The sequence below is a fragment of the Staphylococcus sp. T93 genome (assembly GCF_016743875.1).
GTDB lineage: Bacteria > Bacillota > Bacilli > Staphylococcales > Staphylococcaceae > Staphylococcus > Staphylococcus aureus.
This window is the reverse complement of record NZ_CP068247.1, coordinates 1,829,144-1,847,778: the sequence shown is the minus strand read 5'-3', so window position 1 is coordinate 1,847,778 and position 18,635 is coordinate 1,829,144. Positions and strand designations below refer to the sequence as shown.

Annotated in this window: 17 protein-coding genes and 1 pseudogene; 12 read left to right on the top strand and 6 right to left on the bottom strand. The window is 33.6% G+C overall.

All coding sequences use genetic code 11. The features are described from left to right. From nirD to nreC, 9 genes are all read left to right on the top strand, one after another. Entirely contained in the window at positions 1-315 is a 315-nt protein-coding gene (nirD, locus tag JG553_RS09195) for a nitrite reductase small subunit NirD (RefSeq protein WP_000448222.1), read from the top strand. After that, complete coding sequence (gene cobA / locus JG553_RS09190) at positions 306-1,283, top strand: uroporphyrinogen-III C-methyltransferase (RefSeq protein ID WP_000109965.1); 978 nt, start codon at positions 306-308, stop codon at positions 1,281-1,283. The genes nirD and cobA overlap by 10 nt, the downstream gene beginning before the upstream one ends. Before the next feature lie 308 nt (positions 1,284-1,591). Then, positions 1,592-5,281, top strand: a complete 3,690-nt coding sequence (locus JG553_RS09185; RefSeq protein ID WP_000514391.1) for a nitrate reductase subunit alpha — start codon at positions 1,592-1,594, stop codon at positions 5,279-5,281. Next, positions 5,271-6,830, top strand: a complete 1,560-nt coding sequence (gene narH / locus JG553_RS09180) for a nitrate reductase subunit beta (protein ID WP_000692645.1) — start codon at positions 5,271-5,273, stop codon at positions 6,828-6,830. The genes JG553_RS09185 and narH overlap by 11 nt, the downstream gene beginning before the upstream one ends. Next, a complete protein-coding gene (narJ, locus tag JG553_RS09175; RefSeq protein ID WP_000606768.1) occupies positions 6,823-7,398 on the top strand; it encodes a nitrate reductase molybdenum cofactor assembly chaperone in 576 nt (191 codons plus the stop codon). The genes narH and narJ overlap by 8 nt, the downstream gene beginning before the upstream one ends. Then, the gene (gene narI / locus JG553_RS09170; RefSeq protein ID WP_000934151.1) at positions 7,391-8,068 is read left to right on the top strand and encodes a respiratory nitrate reductase subunit gamma; all 678 of its coding nucleotides are present in this window, start codon (positions 7,391-7,393) and stop codon (positions 8,066-8,068) included. The genes narJ and narI overlap by 8 nt, the downstream gene beginning before the upstream one ends. Positions 8,069-8,087: 19 nt before the next feature. Continuing rightward, positions 8,088-8,540, top strand: a complete 453-nt coding sequence (gene nreA / locus JG553_RS09165; protein ID WP_000186933.1) for a nitrate respiration regulation accessory nitrate sensor NreA — start codon at positions 8,088-8,090, stop codon at positions 8,538-8,540. Positions 8,541-8,563: 23 nt separating this feature from the next. Continuing rightward, positions 8,564-9,598 carry a nitrate respiration regulation sensor histidine kinase NreB gene (gene nreB / locus JG553_RS09160; RefSeq protein WP_000606546.1) on the top strand — a complete coding sequence of 345 codons (1,035 nt, stop codon included), beginning with the start codon at positions 8,564-8,566 and terminating at the stop codon, positions 9,596-9,598. Between the two features lie 22 nt (positions 9,599-9,620). After that, complete coding sequence (nreC, locus tag JG553_RS09155) at positions 9,621-10,274, top strand: nitrate respiration regulation response regulator NreC (RefSeq protein WP_000706315.1); 654 nt, start codon at positions 9,621-9,623, stop codon at positions 10,272-10,274. A 257-nt stretch (positions 10,275-10,531) separates the two neighbouring features. On the opposite strand, the gene JG553_RS09150 is transcribed toward nreC, so the two are convergent. Next, positions 10,532-11,272 carry a MerR family transcriptional regulator gene (locus JG553_RS09150; RefSeq protein WP_000332063.1) on the bottom strand — a complete coding sequence of 247 codons (741 nt, stop codon included), beginning with the start codon at positions 11,270-11,272 and terminating at the stop codon, positions 10,532-10,534. Further along, a pseudogene (locus JG553_RS09140) lies at positions 11,251-12,165 on the bottom strand (DUF2268 domain-containing putative Zn-dependent protease). The gene JG553_RS09150 and the pseudogene JG553_RS09140 overlap by 22 nt, the downstream one beginning before the upstream one ends. Before the next feature lie 369 nt (positions 12,166-12,534). On the opposite strand from JG553_RS09140, the gene JG553_RS09135 reads away from it, so the two are divergent. Further along, the gene (locus tag JG553_RS09135; protein ID WP_000278558.1) at positions 12,535-13,704 is read left to right on the top strand and encodes a nitrate/nitrite transporter; all 1,170 of its coding nucleotides are present in this window, start codon (positions 12,535-12,537) and stop codon (positions 13,702-13,704) included. 106 nt (positions 13,705-13,810) lie between these two features. On the opposite strand, the gene JG553_RS09130 is transcribed toward JG553_RS09135, so the two are convergent. After that, positions 13,811-14,239 carry an Hsp20/alpha crystallin family protein gene (locus JG553_RS09130; protein WP_001797427.1) on the bottom strand — a complete coding sequence of 143 codons (429 nt, stop codon included), beginning with the start codon at positions 14,237-14,239 and terminating at the stop codon, positions 13,811-13,813. Positions 14,240-14,454: 215 nt separating this feature from the next. Further along, a complete protein-coding gene (locus tag JG553_RS09125; protein WP_000289213.1) occupies positions 14,455-14,901 on the bottom strand; it encodes a MarR family winged helix-turn-helix transcriptional regulator in 447 nt (148 codons plus the stop codon). A 397-nt stretch (positions 14,902-15,298) separates the two neighbouring features. Between JG553_RS09125 and JG553_RS09120 the strand changes: the two genes are divergently transcribed. Then, positions 15,299-15,664 (top strand): DUF3139 domain-containing protein, encoded by a 366-nt coding sequence (locus JG553_RS09120; RefSeq protein WP_000727537.1) that lies wholly within the window; start codon positions 15,299-15,301, stop codon positions 15,662-15,664. A 181-nt stretch (positions 15,665-15,845) separates the two neighbouring features. Further along, complete coding sequence (locus JG553_RS09115) at positions 15,846-17,123, top strand: cation:dicarboxylate symporter family transporter (RefSeq protein WP_001173165.1); 1,278 nt, start codon at positions 15,846-15,848, stop codon at positions 17,121-17,123. A 403-nt stretch (positions 17,124-17,526) separates the two neighbouring features. Here JG553_RS09115 and JG553_RS09110 read toward each other — a convergent pair whose 3' ends face one another. Together JG553_RS09110 and JG553_RS09105 are read right to left on the bottom strand one after the other, a co-directional pair. Then, the gene (locus JG553_RS09110) at positions 17,527-17,883 is read right to left on the bottom strand and encodes a DUF4889 domain-containing protein (RefSeq protein WP_000727328.1); all 357 of its coding nucleotides are present in this window, start codon (positions 17,881-17,883) and stop codon (positions 17,527-17,529) included. Between the two features lie 264 nt (positions 17,884-18,147). After that, positions 18,148-18,570 carry a pyridoxamine 5'-phosphate oxidase family protein gene (locus tag JG553_RS09105; RefSeq protein ID WP_000071911.1) on the bottom strand — a complete coding sequence of 141 codons (423 nt, stop codon included), beginning with the start codon at positions 18,568-18,570 and terminating at the stop codon, positions 18,148-18,150. Positions 18,571-18,635: the final 65 nt, after the last annotated feature.

Sequence of the window (18,635 nt, the reverse complement as noted above, 5' to 3'; positions counted from 1 at the left end):
ATGGAAACAAAAGAAAAAATTAAAGTGACAACTATAGATGAATTAACACCCCTAATTGGAAAAAAGGTTATTGTCAAAGGCAAAGAGGTAGGGTTGTTTTTAACAGAAAGTGGCAAAATTCATGCGATTCACAATATCTGTCCACACAAACAAGGACCATTGTCTGAAGGGACAGTGAGTGGGGAATATGTATTTTGCCCGCTCCACGATCAAAAAATTGATTTAAATACAGGTATTGTTCAAGAACCTGATGAAGGTTGTGTAGATGTTTATGAGGTAGAAGTTACAGACGGGAACGTATATATATGTCTGTAGAGGAATATGGCAAGGTTTACTTGATAGGTGCGGGTCCAGGTAATCCGAATTATTTGACGAAAAAGGCTGAGCGTTTAATACGTGAAGCGGATGTCATTCTATATGATCGATTAGTGAATCCGTTAATTTTACAATATGCGAATTTGACTACTGAAATTATCGATGTTGGTAAAAAGCCGTATGCAAAACATATTCAGCAAGAAAAAATAAATGACTGTATCGTGGAAGCAGCGCGTCGATATAACAAGGTTGTTAGACTTAAAGGTGGCGATCCAGCGATATTTGGTCGTGTGCAAGAAGAAGTCGACATACTAAATGAACATCATATTGCGTTTGAAATTGTACCAGGGGTGACATCAGCGAGCGCAGCAGTTGCTACTATGCAGACAGGTTTGACAATGCGTACAGTTGCTAAAAGTGTGACATTTTCTACAGGTCACTTTAAAGATTCAGAAGAAAATGAAGTGGATGTCAATTCCTTAGTGAATGGTGGCACGTTAGCAATTTATATGGGGGTAAAACGTTTAGGGAAAATTATCACACAGATACAACAATACACAGATATTGATTACCCGATAGCGATTGTCTTTCAAGCATCGTGTTTTAACGAGTTTGTTGTTAAGGGGCGTTTAAGTAATATTATTTCAAAATTGCAACACTATTCAATTGAGGCGAAACCAGGTATATGTATTATAGGGGAAGTTGTTGATTATACTGAAAACACTCCTAAATCATATGATCCTATGAAGCAATTTTATGTAGTAAGTGGTTCTAAACATGACGCCCTTATGCTCTGTGAACATTTATATGACGAAGGTTATGGCTGTTTGCTAAACCCAAATGATACATCGAATGGCACATATCATTCGTCGCAATATGATTACTATGATGCATTTATTAAGCAGCAAGAAAATGTAACATATATTTCAACCGATCGTGCAGATGCTAATACAGTGTTATGTCACTAATTTATAAAAAATAAATGAATAAGTAAGGTTTCAACCGAGAGAATATATTCGTGTTGAAGCCTTATTTGTCGTTGTGCCAAATTTGAACGATTTAGATTGGCAATAAGCATGACCATACATGATTGTGTATTATTTCAATGAAATCCCGTTATTGATAGGGAAATTCCTTAAGTAATTAGGTGATTCCCTAATATTTTATGTTTGTGAAAAAATGTACAATCTAATTAAAGCAATAGTCTTGGGCATTTTAAAGTATTTAAAAACACGACATCTACACATCGTATTTTTATACGTAGGAGGATATAAATATGGGAAAATTTGGATTGAATTTCTTTAAGCCAACAGAAAAATTTAATGGGAATTGGTCGATCCTAGAAAGTAAAAGTAGAGAATGGGAAAAAATGTACAGAGAACGTTGGAGCCACGATAAAGAAGTAAGAACAACACATGGTGTTAACTGTACAGGCTCATGTTCTTGGAAAGTATTTGTGAAAAATGGTGTGATTACCTGGGAAAATCAACAAACTGACTATCCAAGTTGTGGTCCGGATATGCCTGAATATGAACCGAGAGGATGTCCACGAGGTGCGTCATTCTCTTGGTATGAATACAGTCCGCTTCGAATCAAATATCCATATATTCGTGGAAAACTCTGGGATTTATGGACTGAAGCATTAGAAGAAAACAATGGTAATCGCGTTGCTGCATGGGCGTCTATTGTTGAAAATGAAGACAAAGCCAAACAATATAAGCAAGCCCGAGGTATGGGAGGGCACGTGCGTTCAAATTGGAAAGACGTTACAGAGATAATCGCAGCACAATTACTGTATACAATAAAAAAATATGGTCCAGATCGAATCGCAGGATTTACACCTATTCCAGCGATGTCAATGATTAGTTATGCAGCAGGTGCTCGATTCATCAATTTGCTTGGTGGTGAAATGCTTAGTTTTTATGACTGGTATGCAGATTTACCACCTGCCTCTCCACAAATTTGGGGAGAGCAAACAGATGTGCCTGAATCAAGTGACTGGTATAACGCATCATACATTATTATGTGGGGCTCTAATGTACCTTTAACACGTACTCCGGATGCACATTTTATGACTGAAGTCCGCTATAAAGGTACAAAAGTCATTTCAGTAGCACCAGATTACGCAGAAAATGTGAAATTTGCAGATAACTGGCTAGCACCGAATCCTGGTTCAGATGCTGCAATTGCACAAGCAATGACGCATGTTATTTTACAAGAACATTATGTTAATCAACCTAATGAACGCTTTATAAATTACGCTAAACAATATACAGATATGCCGTTTCTTATCATGCTGGATGAAGATGAAAATGGATATAAAGCGGGTCGATTTTTAAGAGCGAGTGACTTAGGTCAAACAACAGAGCAAGGCGAATGGAAGCCAGTTATTCATGATGCAATCAGCGATAGTTTAGTAGTACCTAATGGCACAATGGGTCAACGTTGGGAAGAAGGTAAGAAGTGGAACTTAAAACTAGAAACAGAAGATGGTTCTAAAATTAACCCTACATTATCAATGACAGAAGGTGGATACGAATTAGAAACAATTCAATTCCCATACTTTGATAGTGATGGAGATGGGATATTCAATCGTCCAATTCCAACTCGACAAGTCACTTTAGCAAATGGTGACAAAGTCCGTATTGCTACAATTTTTGACTTAATGGCAAGTCAATATGGCGTGCGTCGTTTTGATCATAAATTAGAATCAAAAGGATACGACGATGCAGAATCAAAATATACACCTGCTTGGCAAGAAGCCATTTCAGGCGTAAAACAAAGTGTTGTCATTCAAGTAGCGAAAGAATTTGCGCAAAACGCTATCGATACTGAAGGGCGTTCAATGATTATCATGGGTGCGGGTATTAACCATTGGTTTAACTCAGATACGATTTATCGTTCAATCTTAAACTTAGTTATGTTATGTGGCTGTCAAGGTGTGAATGGTGGCGGTTGGGCTCACTATGTGGGACAAGAAAAATGTCGTCCGATTGAAGGATGGAGTACTGTCGCATTTGCGAAAGACTGGCAAGGACCACCACGTTTGCAAAACGGAACAAGTTGGTTCTATTTTGCAACAGACCAATGGAAATATGAAGAGTCAAATGTAGATCGTTTAAAATCTCCATTAGCTAAAACAGAGGAGTTAAAGCATCAACATCCAGCTGATTATAATGTTTTAGCAGCTAGACTTGGTTGGTTACCATCATATCCACAATTTAATAAAAATAGTTTGTTGTTTGCAGAAGAAGCTAAAGATGAAGGTATAGATTCAAATGAAGCGATTTTGCAACGTGCAATTGATGAAGTGAAATCAAAACAAACACAATTTGCAATAGAAGATCCTGATTTGAAAAAGAATCATCCAAAATCATTATTTATATGGCGTTCAAACTTAATTTCAAGTTCTGCAAAAGGTCAAGAATACTTTATGAAGCATTTACTTGGCACAAAATCAGGGTTATTAGCTACACCAAATGAAGATGAAAAGCCAGAAGAAATTACGTGGCGTGAAGAAACAACAGGTAAGTTAGATTTAGTGGTCTCTTTAGACTTCAGAATGACGGCAACACCGTTATATTCTGACATTGTTTTGCCGGCAGCGACTTGGTATGAAAAACATGATTTATCATCAACGGATATGCATCCATATGTACATCCTTTCAATCCTGCCATTGATCCGTTATGGGAATCGCGTTCAGACTGGGATATTTATAAAACGTTGGCAAAAGCATTTTCAGAAATGGCAAAAGACTATTTACCTGGAACGTTTAAAGATGTTGTGACAACTCCACTTAGTCATGATACAAAGCAAGAAATTTCAACACCATACGGCGTAGTGAAAGATTGGTCGAAGGGTGAAATTGAAGCGGTACCTGGACGTACAATGCCTAACTTTGCAATTGTAGAACGCGACTACACTAAAATTTACGACAAATATGTCACGCTTGGTCCTGTACTTGAAAAAGGGAAAGTTGGAGCACATGGTGTAAGTTTCGGTGTCAGTGAACAATATGAAGAATTAAAAAGTATGTTAGGTACGTGGAGTGATACAAATGATGATTCTGTGAGAGCGAATCGTCCACGTATTGATACAGCACGTAATGTAGCTGATGCAATACTAAGTATTTCATCTGCTACGAATGGTAAATTATCACAAAAATCATATGAAGATCTCGAAGAACAAACTGGAATGCCGTTAAAAGATATTTCTAGCGAACGCGCTGCTGAGAAAATTTCGTTTTTAAATATAACTTCACAACCACGAGAAGTAATACCGACAGCAGTATTCCCAGGTTCAAATAAACAAGGTCGACGATATTCACCATTTACAACGAATATAGAACGTCTAGTACCTTTTAGAACATTAACAGGACGTCAAAGTTATTATGTGGATCACGAAGTTTTCCAACAATTTGGGGAGAGCTTACCAGTATATAAACCGACATTGCCGCCAATGGTATTTGGGAATAGAGATAAGAAAATTAAAGGTGGTACAGATGCTTTGGTACTGCGTTATTTAACGCCTCATGGAAAATGGAATATACACTCAATGTATCAAGATAATAAGCATATGTTGACACTATTTAGAGGTGGTCCAACGGTTTGGATATCAAATGAAGATGCTGAAAAACACGATATCCAAGATAATGATTGGCTAGAAGTGTATAACCGTAATGGTGTTGTAACGGCAAGAGCAGTTATTTCGCATCGTATGCCTAAAGGTACAATGTTTATGTATCATGCACAAGATAAACATATTCAAACGCCTGGGTCAGAAATTACAGATACACGTGGTGGTTCACACAACGCGCCGACTAGAATCCATTTGAAACCAACACAACTAGTCGGAGGATACGCACAAATTAGTTATCACTTTAATTATTATGGACCAATTGGGAACCAAAGGGATTTATATGTAGCAGTTAGAAAGATGAAGGAGGTTAATTGGCTTGAAGATTAAAGCGCAAGTTGCGATGGTATTAAATTTAGATAAATGCATAGGATGCCATACGTGTAGTGTGACATGTAAAAACACTTGGACAAATCGTCCAGGTGCTGAGTACATGTGGTTCAACAACGTAGAAACGAAGCCAGGTGTAGGGTATCCGAAACGTTGGGAAGACCAAGAACACTACAAAGGTGGTTGGGTACTAAATCGTAAAGGGAAACTTGAATTAAAATCTGGAAGTAGAATTTCAAAAATTGCTTTAGGTAAAATTTTTTATAACCCAGATATGCCATTAATTAAAGATTATTATGAGCCATGGAACTATAATTATGAACATTTAACAACTGCGAAATCAGGGAAGCATTCGCCAGTTGCTAGAGCGTATTCAGAAATTACGGGGGATAACATTGAAATTGAATGGGGACCTAACTGGGAAGATGACTTAGCAGGTGGTCATGTTACAGGTCCAAAAGATCCTAACATCCAAAAAATAGAAGAAGATATTAAATTCCAATTTGACGAAACTTTTATGATGTATTTACCACGTTTATGTGAACATTGCTTGAATCCAAGTTGCGTTGCATCGTGTCCTTCAGGTGCTATGTATAAACGTGATGAAGATGGCATTGTATTAGTTGACCAAGACGCATGTCGTGGATGGCGTTACTGTATGACAGGTTGTCCATATAAGAAAGTTTACTTCAATTGGAAAACGAACAAAGCTGAAAAGTGTACTTTCTGTTTCCCGAGAATCGAGGCGGGTATGCCTACGGTATGCTCTGAAACTTGTACAGGACGTATGCGTTACTTAGGTGTTTTATTATATGATGCAGATCGAGTTCATGAAGCAGCTTCAGCAGTAGACGAGAAAGATTTATATGAAAAACAATTAGATATATTCTTAAACCCATTTGACGAAGAAGTCATTGCTCAAGCTGAAAAAGATGGTATTGGTTACGATTGGATTGAAGCTGCACAAAACTCTCCAATTTATAAGTTAGCAATTGAATATAAACTTGCATTTCCGTTACATCCTGAATTTAGAACGATGCCGATGGTTTGGTATTGCCCACCACTTAGCCCAATTATGAGCTATTTTGAAGGTAAAAATACAACTCAAAATCCAGATGCGATTTTCCCAGCCATTGAAGAAATGCGTTTACCTATTGAATACTTAGCTAATATTTTCACTGCAGGAGATACAGAGCCAGTAAAAGGAGCCCTACAACGTATGGCAATGATGAGAAGTTATATGAGATCTCAAGTTACTCAACAGCCATTTGACACGTCTCGATTAGAGCGATTAGGTATAACCGAGCGCCAAACTAAAGACATGTATCGTTTATTAGGACTAGCCAAATATGAAGATCGATTTGTTATTCCAACATCACACAAAGAAACCTATTTAGATACGTATCACGCACAAGGTAGTACAGGATACAATTACGGCGGCGAGCATTTTGGAGATAACTGTGAAGGCTGTGGCGTTGCAGTAGGTTCAGGGAAAACTGGTCAAGAAATTTATAATGAGAATTTCTATGGAGGGATTTTCCGTGATTAATTTCGATAATTTTAAAAAATATCAAGAAAGTTTTGGATATATGGCACAACAGTTATGTTTTCCAGAAAAATTAACTTTTCATCCAAAAACTTTTGAAGAAACAATTTCGAAAGATCATCCAGCATATGAAGATTTAGTAGCATTTAGAAATGTAATGATGACATTTTCATTATCAGAAATCAAAGCGATTTATACAGATACATTTGATTTTACGAAAAAAGCACCATTATATATGACGTATAACAAATTTGATACGCAAAAAGAACGTGGGCAAATGTTAGCTAAATTAAAGGTATTATATGAAATGTTTGGACTAGAAATGGTAGATAATGAACTTTCTGATTATCTACCGTTGATGCTTCAATTTTTGCAAGTGGCAGAATGGCGAAATGATCCAAGAGCTGAAGAGAATATTCAATTAATCATTATGATTATTGAGGATGGAACATATGTGATGGCGAATGCACTTGGTGAAGATAACAATCCATATGCCTATGTGATTCAAGCACTTAGAAAAACATTGAAATTATGTTTGACATCACCAAAAGGAGTGAAACATCATGCTTAATCAGTTTTTATGGGTTATATTTCCGTATTTATGTTTAGTTGTCTTTGTCGCAGGTCATATTGCACGTTATCGTTATGATAAATTTTCTTGGACAGCTAAATCTAGTGAATTAATAGAAAGAAAAAGGTTGATGTGGGGAAGTTTATTATTTCACTTAGGTATTATTCCAGTGTTTTTTGGACACGTAGTTGGATTGTTAATACCGAAACCATGGATGGATGCAGTGGGTGTGTCTGAGCATTTATATCATATAGGCGCTGTTTATATTGGTAGCATCTTTGGTATAATAACTTTGATAGGGATGTTTTTATTAACAGCGAGACGTGTTACTACGAAAAGTATTCGAAGATTAAGTTCAGCGTCGGATATATTTGTAAATTTCTTATTATTACTTATCGTATTTATGGGATGTTACGCAACATTAGTAACAAATATACAACATCCAGACTTTAACTACAGAACTTCATTATCAATTTGGTTTAGACAATTATTTATGTTAAAACCAGATGCGTCATTGATGAGTGGTGTGCCGATTGCATTTAAAATGCATATATTGTTAGGTTTCACTATTATGGCTTGTTGGCCATTTACACGTTTGGTGCATGTTTGGAGTGTACCTTTGACATATATAAATCGCAGATATATTATTTACCGTAAGAATAAAGTGTAAGCATAAGAGGTGAAAGGATTTGACACCAGAAGCAATAATTGAAGATCGTAGATTTCAAGAGACATTAGATAAAATACGCAAAGAAGAGGGTTATGATTTTGCGGCAATCGCTTTCTATGAATCTAACAAACCATCATCTCCAATAAAATGGCACTATGTTTCAGGTAATAAAAATAATCGATTTAAATTGATTATTTTAAGAAAAGGTCGTGGATTAGCTGGAACTGTTATGAAAACAGGAAAGCGTATGGTAATAGCCAATGTTGGTTTAGCTTTAGGGCCTGAAGAAAAGATTGACTATCCAATTTTATTGAGCGAATCATTAACAGCAGTTTTAGCAGTGCCGCTTTGGTATAAGAATCAAGTGTATGGCGTACTATTATTTGGTCAAAGAGATGGTCGTCCTTTACCAAAAATATTTGATAATGATGATATTCAACGTAAGTTTGGTATTTTCAATGATGATAAATAATGAGATGAATTAGGGTGTAAGTCATGATTAATGAGGACAGTATACAGTTAGATACTTTATTGAAAAAATATTATGAGCATTCAATCGAAAAGATAGTTTTTGCTGATGATAACGGTAAAATTATTGCAATGAATGATGCTGCTAAAGATATATTATCTGAAGAAGATAATTACAGTGCTGTGGCGAATGCGATTTGTCACAGATGTGAAGGGTATACAAATGCCTATGATGTACAATCATGTAAAGACTGTTTCTTAGAATCGATGCAAGTACAAGCTACGAATTTCCAAGTATTTATGAAGACGAAAGATCAAAAAGTGATGCCATTTACAGCAACATATCAGTTGATTGATCAAGACAGGGGAATTCATGCATTTACGCTTCAAAATGTTTCATCACAAATTGAACAGCAAGAGAAATTGCATCAACAACGTATGATGCGTAAAACAATCTCAGCCCAAGAAAATGAAAGAAAGCGAATTTCTAGAGAGTTACATGATAGTGTGATTCAAGAAATGCTCAATGTAGATGTTCAATTGAGATTATTAAAATATCAAGAAGATACAACTAAGCTTTTGGAAGACGCAGAAAATATTGAATATATTGTCGCTAAATTAATTGATGATATACGTAATATGTCGGTTGAATTAAGACCCGCTTCTTTGGATGATCTAGGCCTTGAAGCAGCTTTTAAATCATATTTTAAACAGTTTGAAGAAAATTATGGAATAAAAATCATATATACATCAAATATTAAAAATACTCGCTTTGATAGTGATATTGAAACGGTTGTTTATCGAGTAGTGCAAGAAGCTATTTTAAATGCGTTGAAATACGCTGATGTAAATGAAATAAATGTAGGTATCCGTCAAACTGGGCGCCATTTGGTAGCAGAAGTGATAGATGCGGGAAATGGTTTTGATCCAAGTTCTAAGCCTAAAGGTTCTGGACTCGGTTTATATGGAATGAATGAGCGAGCTGAGTTAGTCAGCGGTAGCGTCAATATTGAAACGAAAATTGGTGAGGGTACCAATGTTACATTGAACATTCCAATTTGAAACATACATTGGGGGAATAAAATTGAAAATAGTCATTGCCGATGATCACGCTGTTGTCCGTACGGGGTTCTCTATGATTTTAAATTATCAAAATGATATGGAAGTTGTTGCAACGGCTGCAGATGGCGTCGAAGCTTACCAAAAAGTAATGGAATATAAACCTGATGTGTTACTAATGGATTTAAGTATGCCACCAGGTGAGTCAGGTCTTATCGCTACGAGTAAAATTGCTGACAGTTTTCCTGAAACTAAAATACTAATATTAACAATGTTTGATGATGAGGAGTATTTGTTCCATGTGTTGCGTAATGGTGCGAAAGGTTACATATTGAAAAATGCACCTGATGAACAATTATTGTTAGCTATTCGAACTGTATATAAAGGTGAAACATATGTAGATATGAAACTTACAACATCTTTAGTGAATGAATTTGTATCTAATTCAAATCAGGACACTGCAAACACAACAGATCCTTTTAAAATCTTATCAAAACGAGAACTAGAAATATTGCCACTTATTGCCAAAGGTTACGGGAATAAAGAAATTGCAGAGAAATTATTTGTATCTGTGAAAACAGTAGAAGCACATAAGACGCATATTATGACAAAGCTTGGCTTAAAGAGTAAACCTGAGCTAGTTGAATATGCATTGAAAAAGAAATTATTAGAGTTTTAGAGTTTGAAATTAATATAATTCAGTATAAAAGCGCGAGAGGAAATGATTATCTTCTGGCGCTTTTGTATGTTTCGAAATATATTTTTTTATAAATCGAATGGAACCTAATCCTTTCTCCTTTCGGTAACCTATACTAATTCGCTTTGCAAAGGTATAACTTTTAATATAGTTATTGATTTAGAGAATAAATGATTAGTTTTCTACTTTGAACAATTATTTTAGTTGGTGTATTCAGTGTTGTAGCATCTGTATGAGGATTAAAAATTGTCGCTCTTATTCACATTGCTCAAAAAATAATTAACAGCTTCTGAAATGTATGATGCTAAATTTTGATTATCATATGAATTAAAGTAATCTTTGAAACGCGTATCATCTTCATATGTTTTAGCAATACAGCATAATGTTTCATCATCAAAATCAGCGATAGTGTTCATAAATGCCTTCCACTCAAATACGAGATCACTACAATCTTGGATTGGATAATGACTCAAAGACATATGATTAAATTTATTGAAGATAGTTGTCAATTTATGTCTGATATCCTGCGATTGTAAGCTGTCTTTACGTCTAATAAATGATTGATATGCTTTCGTATGACCATATTTTATAGATGCTTCTTTATCATATTGTGACTGTAGTGTCTTGTTTAAAATGCTGGTATCTATTAGAGAGAGTCCTTTAATAAATTCACATACAGAGCGTCTAATTAATTGTAAGTCAGAAATCTTTTTATCTAACTTGCTTATTTGCTCTGATAATAACTTTCGCAATTGTTCATTATCATACGAAATGTATTGTTTTATTTTAGCGATATCAAAATCAAAAGACTTGAGTATTAAAATCTTTTGTAATTTTTCTAAGTCTTGCTGTTTATAAACGCGATAATTTTTATCATTTTTATCTGGAACTAATAATCCTATTTCATCGTAATAATGTAAAGTTCTTTTAGTTACACCTGTAATTTCAATAATATCTTTTAAAGTGTATGTGTATGCCAAAATTCAGTCACCTCATTTATTATTTTTTGTGCTGGAAGTGTTGTAGCAACTTCAATAGGTATGTTTGTTTTTTGTAAAAAGTATTTTACCAAGTGATAGCCACATGCATACCCGGCAGCATGAGATAAGCCAACGATAGGCCTACCTTGAAGTTTATTAATATCATCACCATAGAGATAAGGCATCGATTCAAATATATGCTTTAAATGTAAATGATTATAAATAGTATTTTTAATTTTTACGTTATCACGACTTCAATTAGTATTTGTTACCCACGGTCCAATATGCGCTTTACCATACAATGATTCTACATAGTTTTCAGCTAATCCTTCTGCAATAATCAATTCAATCAAACTTCCGCCATCCCAATCAATATATTGATAGCGCATATTATGATTTACTTCATGTGCAATTAAGCTTTTCATAGAATTAATTGTACTTGTACTCGGCACTAAATAAATCATAATATAACCTGGTATGCCACCATCACCACCGCGATTTTTATTTAGATACATAAGTGGTTTTTGGCGATCTCCAAGTAATACTGTGAAATGATAGTTAGAAACTTGAGATGAGATACTATAATTTGAAAATTGATCTATAGCAACTTTTAAATATTTTTCGCAATTACTCCAGAAATTATTATTCAGGTATTGTATTGACATTTGGTCAGACATGCGTAAATCTTTGGGAGAAATTTGAAAGGCATCTAAAAATTGAATCGCACTCATTGTCTGTTTGTCATCATTATAAATAGGCATATGTTGTACCTCAAATTTCTTTTTAAAAGGTACTAATATTTCTTTAGTGAAAATTGAATCACGGTCGTTTATTGGTGCCTTGAGTATATTATTATAGACGGAATCTGATCTAATAATATTGATTTTATACATGATAAACCTCCTTATGTTGTCAGCATAAAGGATAACGTAACGTGATTTTCAAGCAGTAATTGTAACTAATTGAAAAAAATTAAGAAAAGTATGTGAGTGTTCCTAAATAATATGATTAAAATGATGGCGAATAAGTGTCTAAAAGCATCTTAAAGGGACATTGTATAGGGTAAATCACTTCATAAATAAGGGAAAATCCTTATGTTCACTTTTTCACAATCATAATAAAATATATATGTAGTCAATACTTTGTCTATATTGAATGTTTTCATATAAATGAAAGCATTTTTAAATAACATTGACCTCTAATATATAGGCAGAGTATTGATATCTATTAAAAAATAAATGATTTTGATGAAGGTGAAACGTATGTACAAAACAAAAGGTGGCTTTCAACTTACATTACAAACATTAAGTTTAGTGGTTGGGTTTATGGCTTGGAGTATAATTGCGCCATTAATGCCCTTTATTAAACAAGATGTCAATGTTACTGAAGGTCAAATATCAATCATTTTAGCGATACCAGTTATTTTGGGATCGGTGCTCCGTGTGCCATTTGGTTATTTAACAAACATTGTTGGCGCTAAATGGGTATTCTTTACTAGTTTTATCGTATTGTTATTCCCGATATTTTTCTTAAGCCAAGCACAAACACCGGGTATGTTAATGGCTTCAGGATTTTTCCTTGGTGTAGGTGGTGCAATTTTCTCAGTTGGTGTTACATCAGTTCCTAAATATTTCCCTAAAGAAAAAGTAGGTCTAGCAAATGGTATTTATGGTATGGGAAATATCGGTACAGCAGTTTCTTCATTTTTAGCACCACCGATAGCGGGTATTATTGGTTGGCAAACAACAGTTAGAAGTTACTTAATTATTATCGCTTTATTTGCATTAATTATGTTCATTTTTGGTGACACACAAGAACGTAAAATTAAAGTACCATTAATGGCTCAAATGAAAACATTATCTAAAAACTACAAATTATATTACTTAAGTTATTGGTATTTTATTACTTTTGGTGCTTTTGTAGCATTTGGTATTTTCTTACCTAACTACTTAGTAAATCATTTTGGAATTGACAAAGTAGATGCTGGTATTCGATCAGGTGTATTCATTGCGCTGGCAACATTCTTAAGACCAATAGGTGGCATTTTAGGTGATAAATTTAATGCAGTTAAAGTATTGATGATTGATTTTGTTGTTATGATTATCGGTGCCATTATTTTAGGTATTTCAGACCATATCGCATTATTCACTGTAGGCTGTTTAACAATAAGTATTTGTGCAGGTATTGGTAACGGCTTAATCTTCAAATTAGTACCATCATACTTCTTAAATGAAGCGGGATCCGCAAATGGTATCGTATCAATGATGGGTGGTTTAGGAGGATTCTTCCCACCACTAGTAATCACGTACGTAGCTAATTTAACAGGATCAAGTCATTTAGCATTTATTTTCTTAGCGGTATTTGGATGTATTGCATTATTTACCATGCGTCATTTATACCAAAAAGAATATGGCTCATTGAAAAACGGTTGATATGTAATACATGCCATTCATTTAGTTAAATACAAAGCCTTAATATCATGCGCAATATTCGTAGCATGACATTAAGGCTTTAGTAGTGTATTCATTTTAAATTTAACTATGAAATTGGAATAGATGTTGATGAAGTAGTTTCATTGCTTGGTTTGATTTTAGGCAAGGTAATGGTTAATAACCCATTTTCAAAACTAGCAGTAATATGTTGCTTATCAACAGCTTCAAAATCAAATTGACGCATTAATGATTCGAAGTTACGCTCATCTAAAATGAGTTGTTCAGATTTGTATTTTGCGCTTCTAGTAGCTTGAATAGTGAGCGTATTATTATTGAAATCGATACTAATATCTTCTTTATTTACACCTGCTAGTTCAGCTTCTAAGTAATATAATTCGTCTGTTTCATATATATTCGTTACAAATGAAGGTGTTGAAAAGTAATTAAATACTTGTTTACCTAAATCTTTAAATGTATCACTTGGATTACCGTTAAAAAAGTTTTGATTCTCGAATTGATTGAAGTTCAATATCATCACTTCCATTATAGAAATTTGTATTACAAAGCCATTATATGAGTAGTATTAAAAAAGTTAAAGTAAAAGGGGAGATAAAAAAGTAATAAATGGGTAGATTTGTGCCTGATAAGGAATCAGGGCAAAAGAACTGAGCATCGAGATTTATACAAGCAATAAAGATAATGAATAAACATATCGATGCATACTTCTGCCCATCACCTTATGATAGGGAGTTATTTTTTGTCGGAATAGTCAAAATTTTTAGAAACAAAATTCCGCAAATTATTAATTATATCTGATGCTTCTCGTTCTGAAATGTTGAATTCATTAAAGACCTTAACAGAAATTTCAGCAAGAGGGCTTTTTATTGCTTTACCTTGTTCTGTTAGAGAAATTTGTAGGTTTCTTTCATCTTTCTCTTCACGTGTTCGAACAACGTAATCTTTCTTTTCTAATTTCTTTAGTAATGGTGTCAGTGTTCCAGAATCTAAGAACACACGTTCACCTAATTTTTTGATGTTAAGTTTTTCATCATTTTCAATCGCCATTAAAACAATGTAACCAGTATAGGTTAAATCATATTCCTTAAGATAGTTTGTGTATTTTTTAATTATTTCTTTTGAAGAAACATAAAATAAAAAACACAACTGTTTGCTAAGATAGCTGTTTTCTACATACATCCAATCACTCCTTGTTAAAATAAACAATATTATGAAGTGTAATAGTTGTCAAGTACTGATTTCATCGCAATTATTGAATTGTCTATAATTGAATTTAAATGTTAAATAATGCAAAATATATCGATATCTTAGTATTTTCATCGGTAATTACTGATATGACTGATTTTTTAAATTGAAAAAAATGTAATTGTATCATCCTTAATTGTTAAAAGTAGTCAATTATTTTGATAGATAGTAAAATAAAATTTGTTATTAAATTTTTTAAAAGCATCGTGTATGTAATTCGATTTCTATAATAATATTGAGAATAAAAAAATTTGTTACAATCTGGTAAAAACTCTTTATTAAATAAATTGATTCGTTCATACTGAATAGATAAGCAAAAAGGAGTTACATAATGAAGAAGAAAAAAAACGCGATTAAAGTTATCATTATATTATTTATTTCATTAATTGTTGCAGTAGCATTTTTCTTTGGTCTGAAAACATATCAAGGCCATAAGAATATTCAACTAATTGACAGTTACTTGGAAGAGAAAAATCTAAAAGATAAAATTAAATCAGAAAAAACAGAGTATAGTGCTAAAAAAGGTCTCTTCTATAAGGAAGTTACATTTAAAGATGAACCTGGTGTAACTTATGTTGTGCAACCAATCAGTACTAATAAAGGATTATTTGTTGAAGGCTTTGATACAGAGACTAAGAAAAGTTTGAAAACTGCAAAGCATAAATATTTCAATCAAAATTATAAACCATCAAAATAGTGAAACGTTAAACTGGTGAAGCAGTTTAGTGCCTTCAATTTTAATTATTTGAGGTAAACAGTTTTTGTATGGAAATTAGTGATTTTTGACATCTATAAAAGATAAATATTTTAATTTTTTATAGATAATTATCAATTTTCTGATATAATTGAGTGATGTCAGATGAAGGGGAGTTTGTACTATGGCTCTATTCAAGAGAAAAATTAGCCTACCTATGCAAGTTGTTATTGCATTAGTGTTAGGTGTTGTCGTAGGACTTTTATTATATGGACAAGAAAACGTAGCAAATTACATTAAACCATTTGGTGACGTATTTTTAAATTTAATTAAAATGATCGTTATACCAGTTGTATTTTGCTCACTAGCGCTTTCTATTTCGAACGTTGGGGAATCGAAAACTGTAGGGCGTTATGGCTGGAAAACAATTTTATACTTTGAAATTATTACAACAATCGCAATAGGTTTAGGGATTATCTTCGGTAACCTATTTAAACCAGGTGCTGGATTAGACCCAACAAAATTACCTAAAGGTGATATTTCTAAATATCAATCAACTGCACATGCAGCAGAACAATCTACATATGGAAATCATTTTATTGATACCATTGTACATATTATTCCGACAAACTTTTTTGAAGCTTTAAATAAGGGTGAATTATTACCTATTATCTTCTTCGCAGTATTCTTTGGATTAGGATTAGCTGCTGTAGGTAAAAAAGCAGAACCAGTTAAAGAATTTTTAAGCGGATCGCTTGAAGCTGTGTTCTGGATGATTAATAAAATTTTAAAATTAGCACCACTTGGAGTGTTTGCATTCATTTGTACTACAATTATTACATTTGGTGCATCCGCATTATTACCACTATTAAAATTAGTATTAGTTGTTGTCTTTGCAATGGTGTTCTTTGTATTCGCTATACTAGGACTAGTTGCATGGATGTGTGGTATTAATATCATGAATATTATTAGAATCTTGAAAAGTGAATTGCTTTTAGCATTTTCTACATCAAGTTCGGAAGCTGTACTTCCTGTAATGATGAAGAAAATGGAAAACTTCGGTTCTCCAAAAGAAATTACTTCTTTTGTTATACCAATTGGTTATACGTTTAACTTAGATGGATCAGCACTTTATCAATCTATTGCAGCATTATTCGTTGCACAGATGTATGGAATGCACTTAACATTATCAGAGCAAATTGTGTTGATGTTAACATTAATGATTACGTCTAAAGGTATGGCGGCAGTACCAGGAACTTCAATCGTTGTTTTATTAACAACATTAGGTGCCATGGGCTTACCGGCACAAGGTTTAGCATTAATTATTGGTGTTGACCGTATCTTAGATATGGTACGTACATGTGTAAACGTTATTGGTAATGCATTATCAACAATCGTTATAGCTAAATGGGAAAACGTATATGACAAAGCAAAAGGTCAAGAATATTTAAAATCAATTTAAAAAATACTATCTGACATTTAAAGCCCCTTACAACCTTTGGTTGTTAGGGGCTTTTATGCATGCGCTAAAGCGCAGGCGAACGGAAGCGTAGTGACCTCAGGTTGTTAGGGACTTTTATGCATGCGCTAAAGCGCAGGCGAACCGAAGCGTAGTGACCTCAGGTTGTTAGGGGCTTTTATGCATGCGCTAAAGCGCAGGCGAACCGGAGCGCAGTGACCTCAGGTTGTTAGGGGCTTTTATGCATGCGCAAAGCGCAGGCGAACGGCAAGTGGAGCTATTCAATATGAAAGTATTTCAAATATAAAAAGCAGCAGTAAAATGATTCCAAATTGGAAATCAACTTACCGCTGCTTTTACTCGTATATACCTTGATGGCAACTAAAATTTGTAATTTAAATTACAATTAGTGTTTCATGTGCATTTTGCCCATGTCATGAATTTTCATCATTAAACCATGTGGTACATCGTCATGGTCAACTTTTTTAACTTTAACAATTTTATCTGAATCTGCTAATTTATAAACAATTACAAAATCACCTTTTTTAACTTTAACATCTGAATCTGAAGGTAATTTAACATTTTTTTCAATACTTTCATCTTTTTCACTAATCATTTTTTCAATAGTAGTATTATCTTTCATAATTCCATAGTATGTATCTTTCTTTCCGCCAGTCATCATCATGATTACTAATACAATACATACAATTAACATGATGGCGATTAAACTAATACCAAGACCAAAACCTTTTTTCTTTTTCATGGTTCATCAATCTCCTTAAATGTAGTTAATTCTGTTATACCTAAAAGTGCAACAGTTTGCAAATGCAGTATTTATATTACATAAAATTAATTTAAAAAGACACACCCTAATCACGTTAAATGTGAATAAAGTGTGTCTAAAAAACAATACATTGCAAATTGAATTGTAAACATATTAAACACTTTAATTATAGCGAGTTATTTTAAGTATTTAACATTGTTATATCTAGAATTCATAAAAGTTATTTCCTATATACACTTTGTGTTATAAATCGATTTTGATAGGTGTATCTAATGATTTATCATTCATTAGCTTAATGGATTGCGGAACTACTCTTAAAACACATAACTCTGGGTCTTCTTTTGAACTGAAAAAGCTTTTGTCTTGTGTTTCCCATAGCCAATCAATCACTTCTTGTTCTGTAACGATTTCGATTGTCGCTTCCATCTCAACGAAACTACGATTAGTTGTGTCGTTATAGCCTAACAAAACATATGCTGCTGGATTATCTTTAATTTCTTTGACCTTAGCAGAATGGATATTCGTTTTAGTATATAAAGTAAGACCATCATTATAAAAGACCATATATCTACTATTAGGTTTATTATTATATGCAGTTGATAATACACCAACTTTTGACGTTACTAACACGTTTTCAATTGCTTGAATTGCTTGTGAGTTACTCATTACAAATCATCTCCTTATGATATAAATAGCCTTTAACGTAAGAAACTAAACACAAGAGGACTGTT

What these genes read in the sequence shown, in the direction of transcription:
- JG553_RS09185 (WP_000514391.1), top strand. Translation starts at nt 1,592, where the DNA reads ATGGGAAAATTTGGATTGAATTTCTTTAAGCCAACAGAAAAATTTAAT.
- JG553_RS09110 (WP_000727328.1), bottom strand. Translation starts at nt 17,883, where the DNA reads ATGAAAAAGAAAAAAGGTTTTGGTCTTGGTATTAGTTTAATCGCCATC.
- JG553_RS09135 (WP_000278558.1), top strand. Translation starts at nt 12,535, where the DNA reads ATGTACAAAACAAAAGGTGGCTTTCAACTTACATTACAAACATTAAGT.
- JG553_RS09115 (WP_001173165.1), top strand. Translation starts at nt 15,846, where the DNA reads ATGGCTCTATTCAAGAGAAAAATTAGCCTACCTATGCAAGTTGTTATT.
- JG553_RS09120 (WP_000727537.1), top strand. Translation starts at nt 15,299, where the DNA reads ATGAAGAAGAAAAAAAACGCGATTAAAGTTATCATTATATTATTTATT.
- JG553_RS09130 (WP_001797427.1), bottom strand. Translation starts at nt 14,239, where the DNA reads ATGATATTGAACTTCAATCAATTCGAGAATCAAAACTTTTTTAACGGT.
- narI (WP_000934151.1), top strand. Translation starts at nt 7,391, where the DNA reads ATGCTTAATCAGTTTTTATGGGTTATATTTCCGTATTTATGTTTAGTT.
- nreB (WP_000606546.1), top strand. Translation starts at nt 8,564, where the DNA reads ATGATTAATGAGGACAGTATACAGTTAGATACTTTATTGAAAAAATAT.
- nirD (WP_000448222.1), top strand. Translation starts at nt 1, where the DNA reads ATGGAAACAAAAGAAAAAATTAAAGTGACAACTATAGATGAATTAACA.
- cobA (WP_000109965.1), top strand. Translation starts at nt 306, where the DNA reads ATGTCTGTAGAGGAATATGGCAAGGTTTACTTGATAGGTGCGGGTCCA.
- JG553_RS09105 (WP_000071911.1), bottom strand. Translation starts at nt 18,570, where the DNA reads ATGAGTAACTCACAAGCAATTCAAGCAATTGAAAACGTGTTAGTAACG.
- JG553_RS09125 (WP_000289213.1), bottom strand. Translation starts at nt 14,901, where the DNA reads ATGTATGTAGAAAACAGCTATCTTAGCAAACAGTTGTGTTTTTTATTT.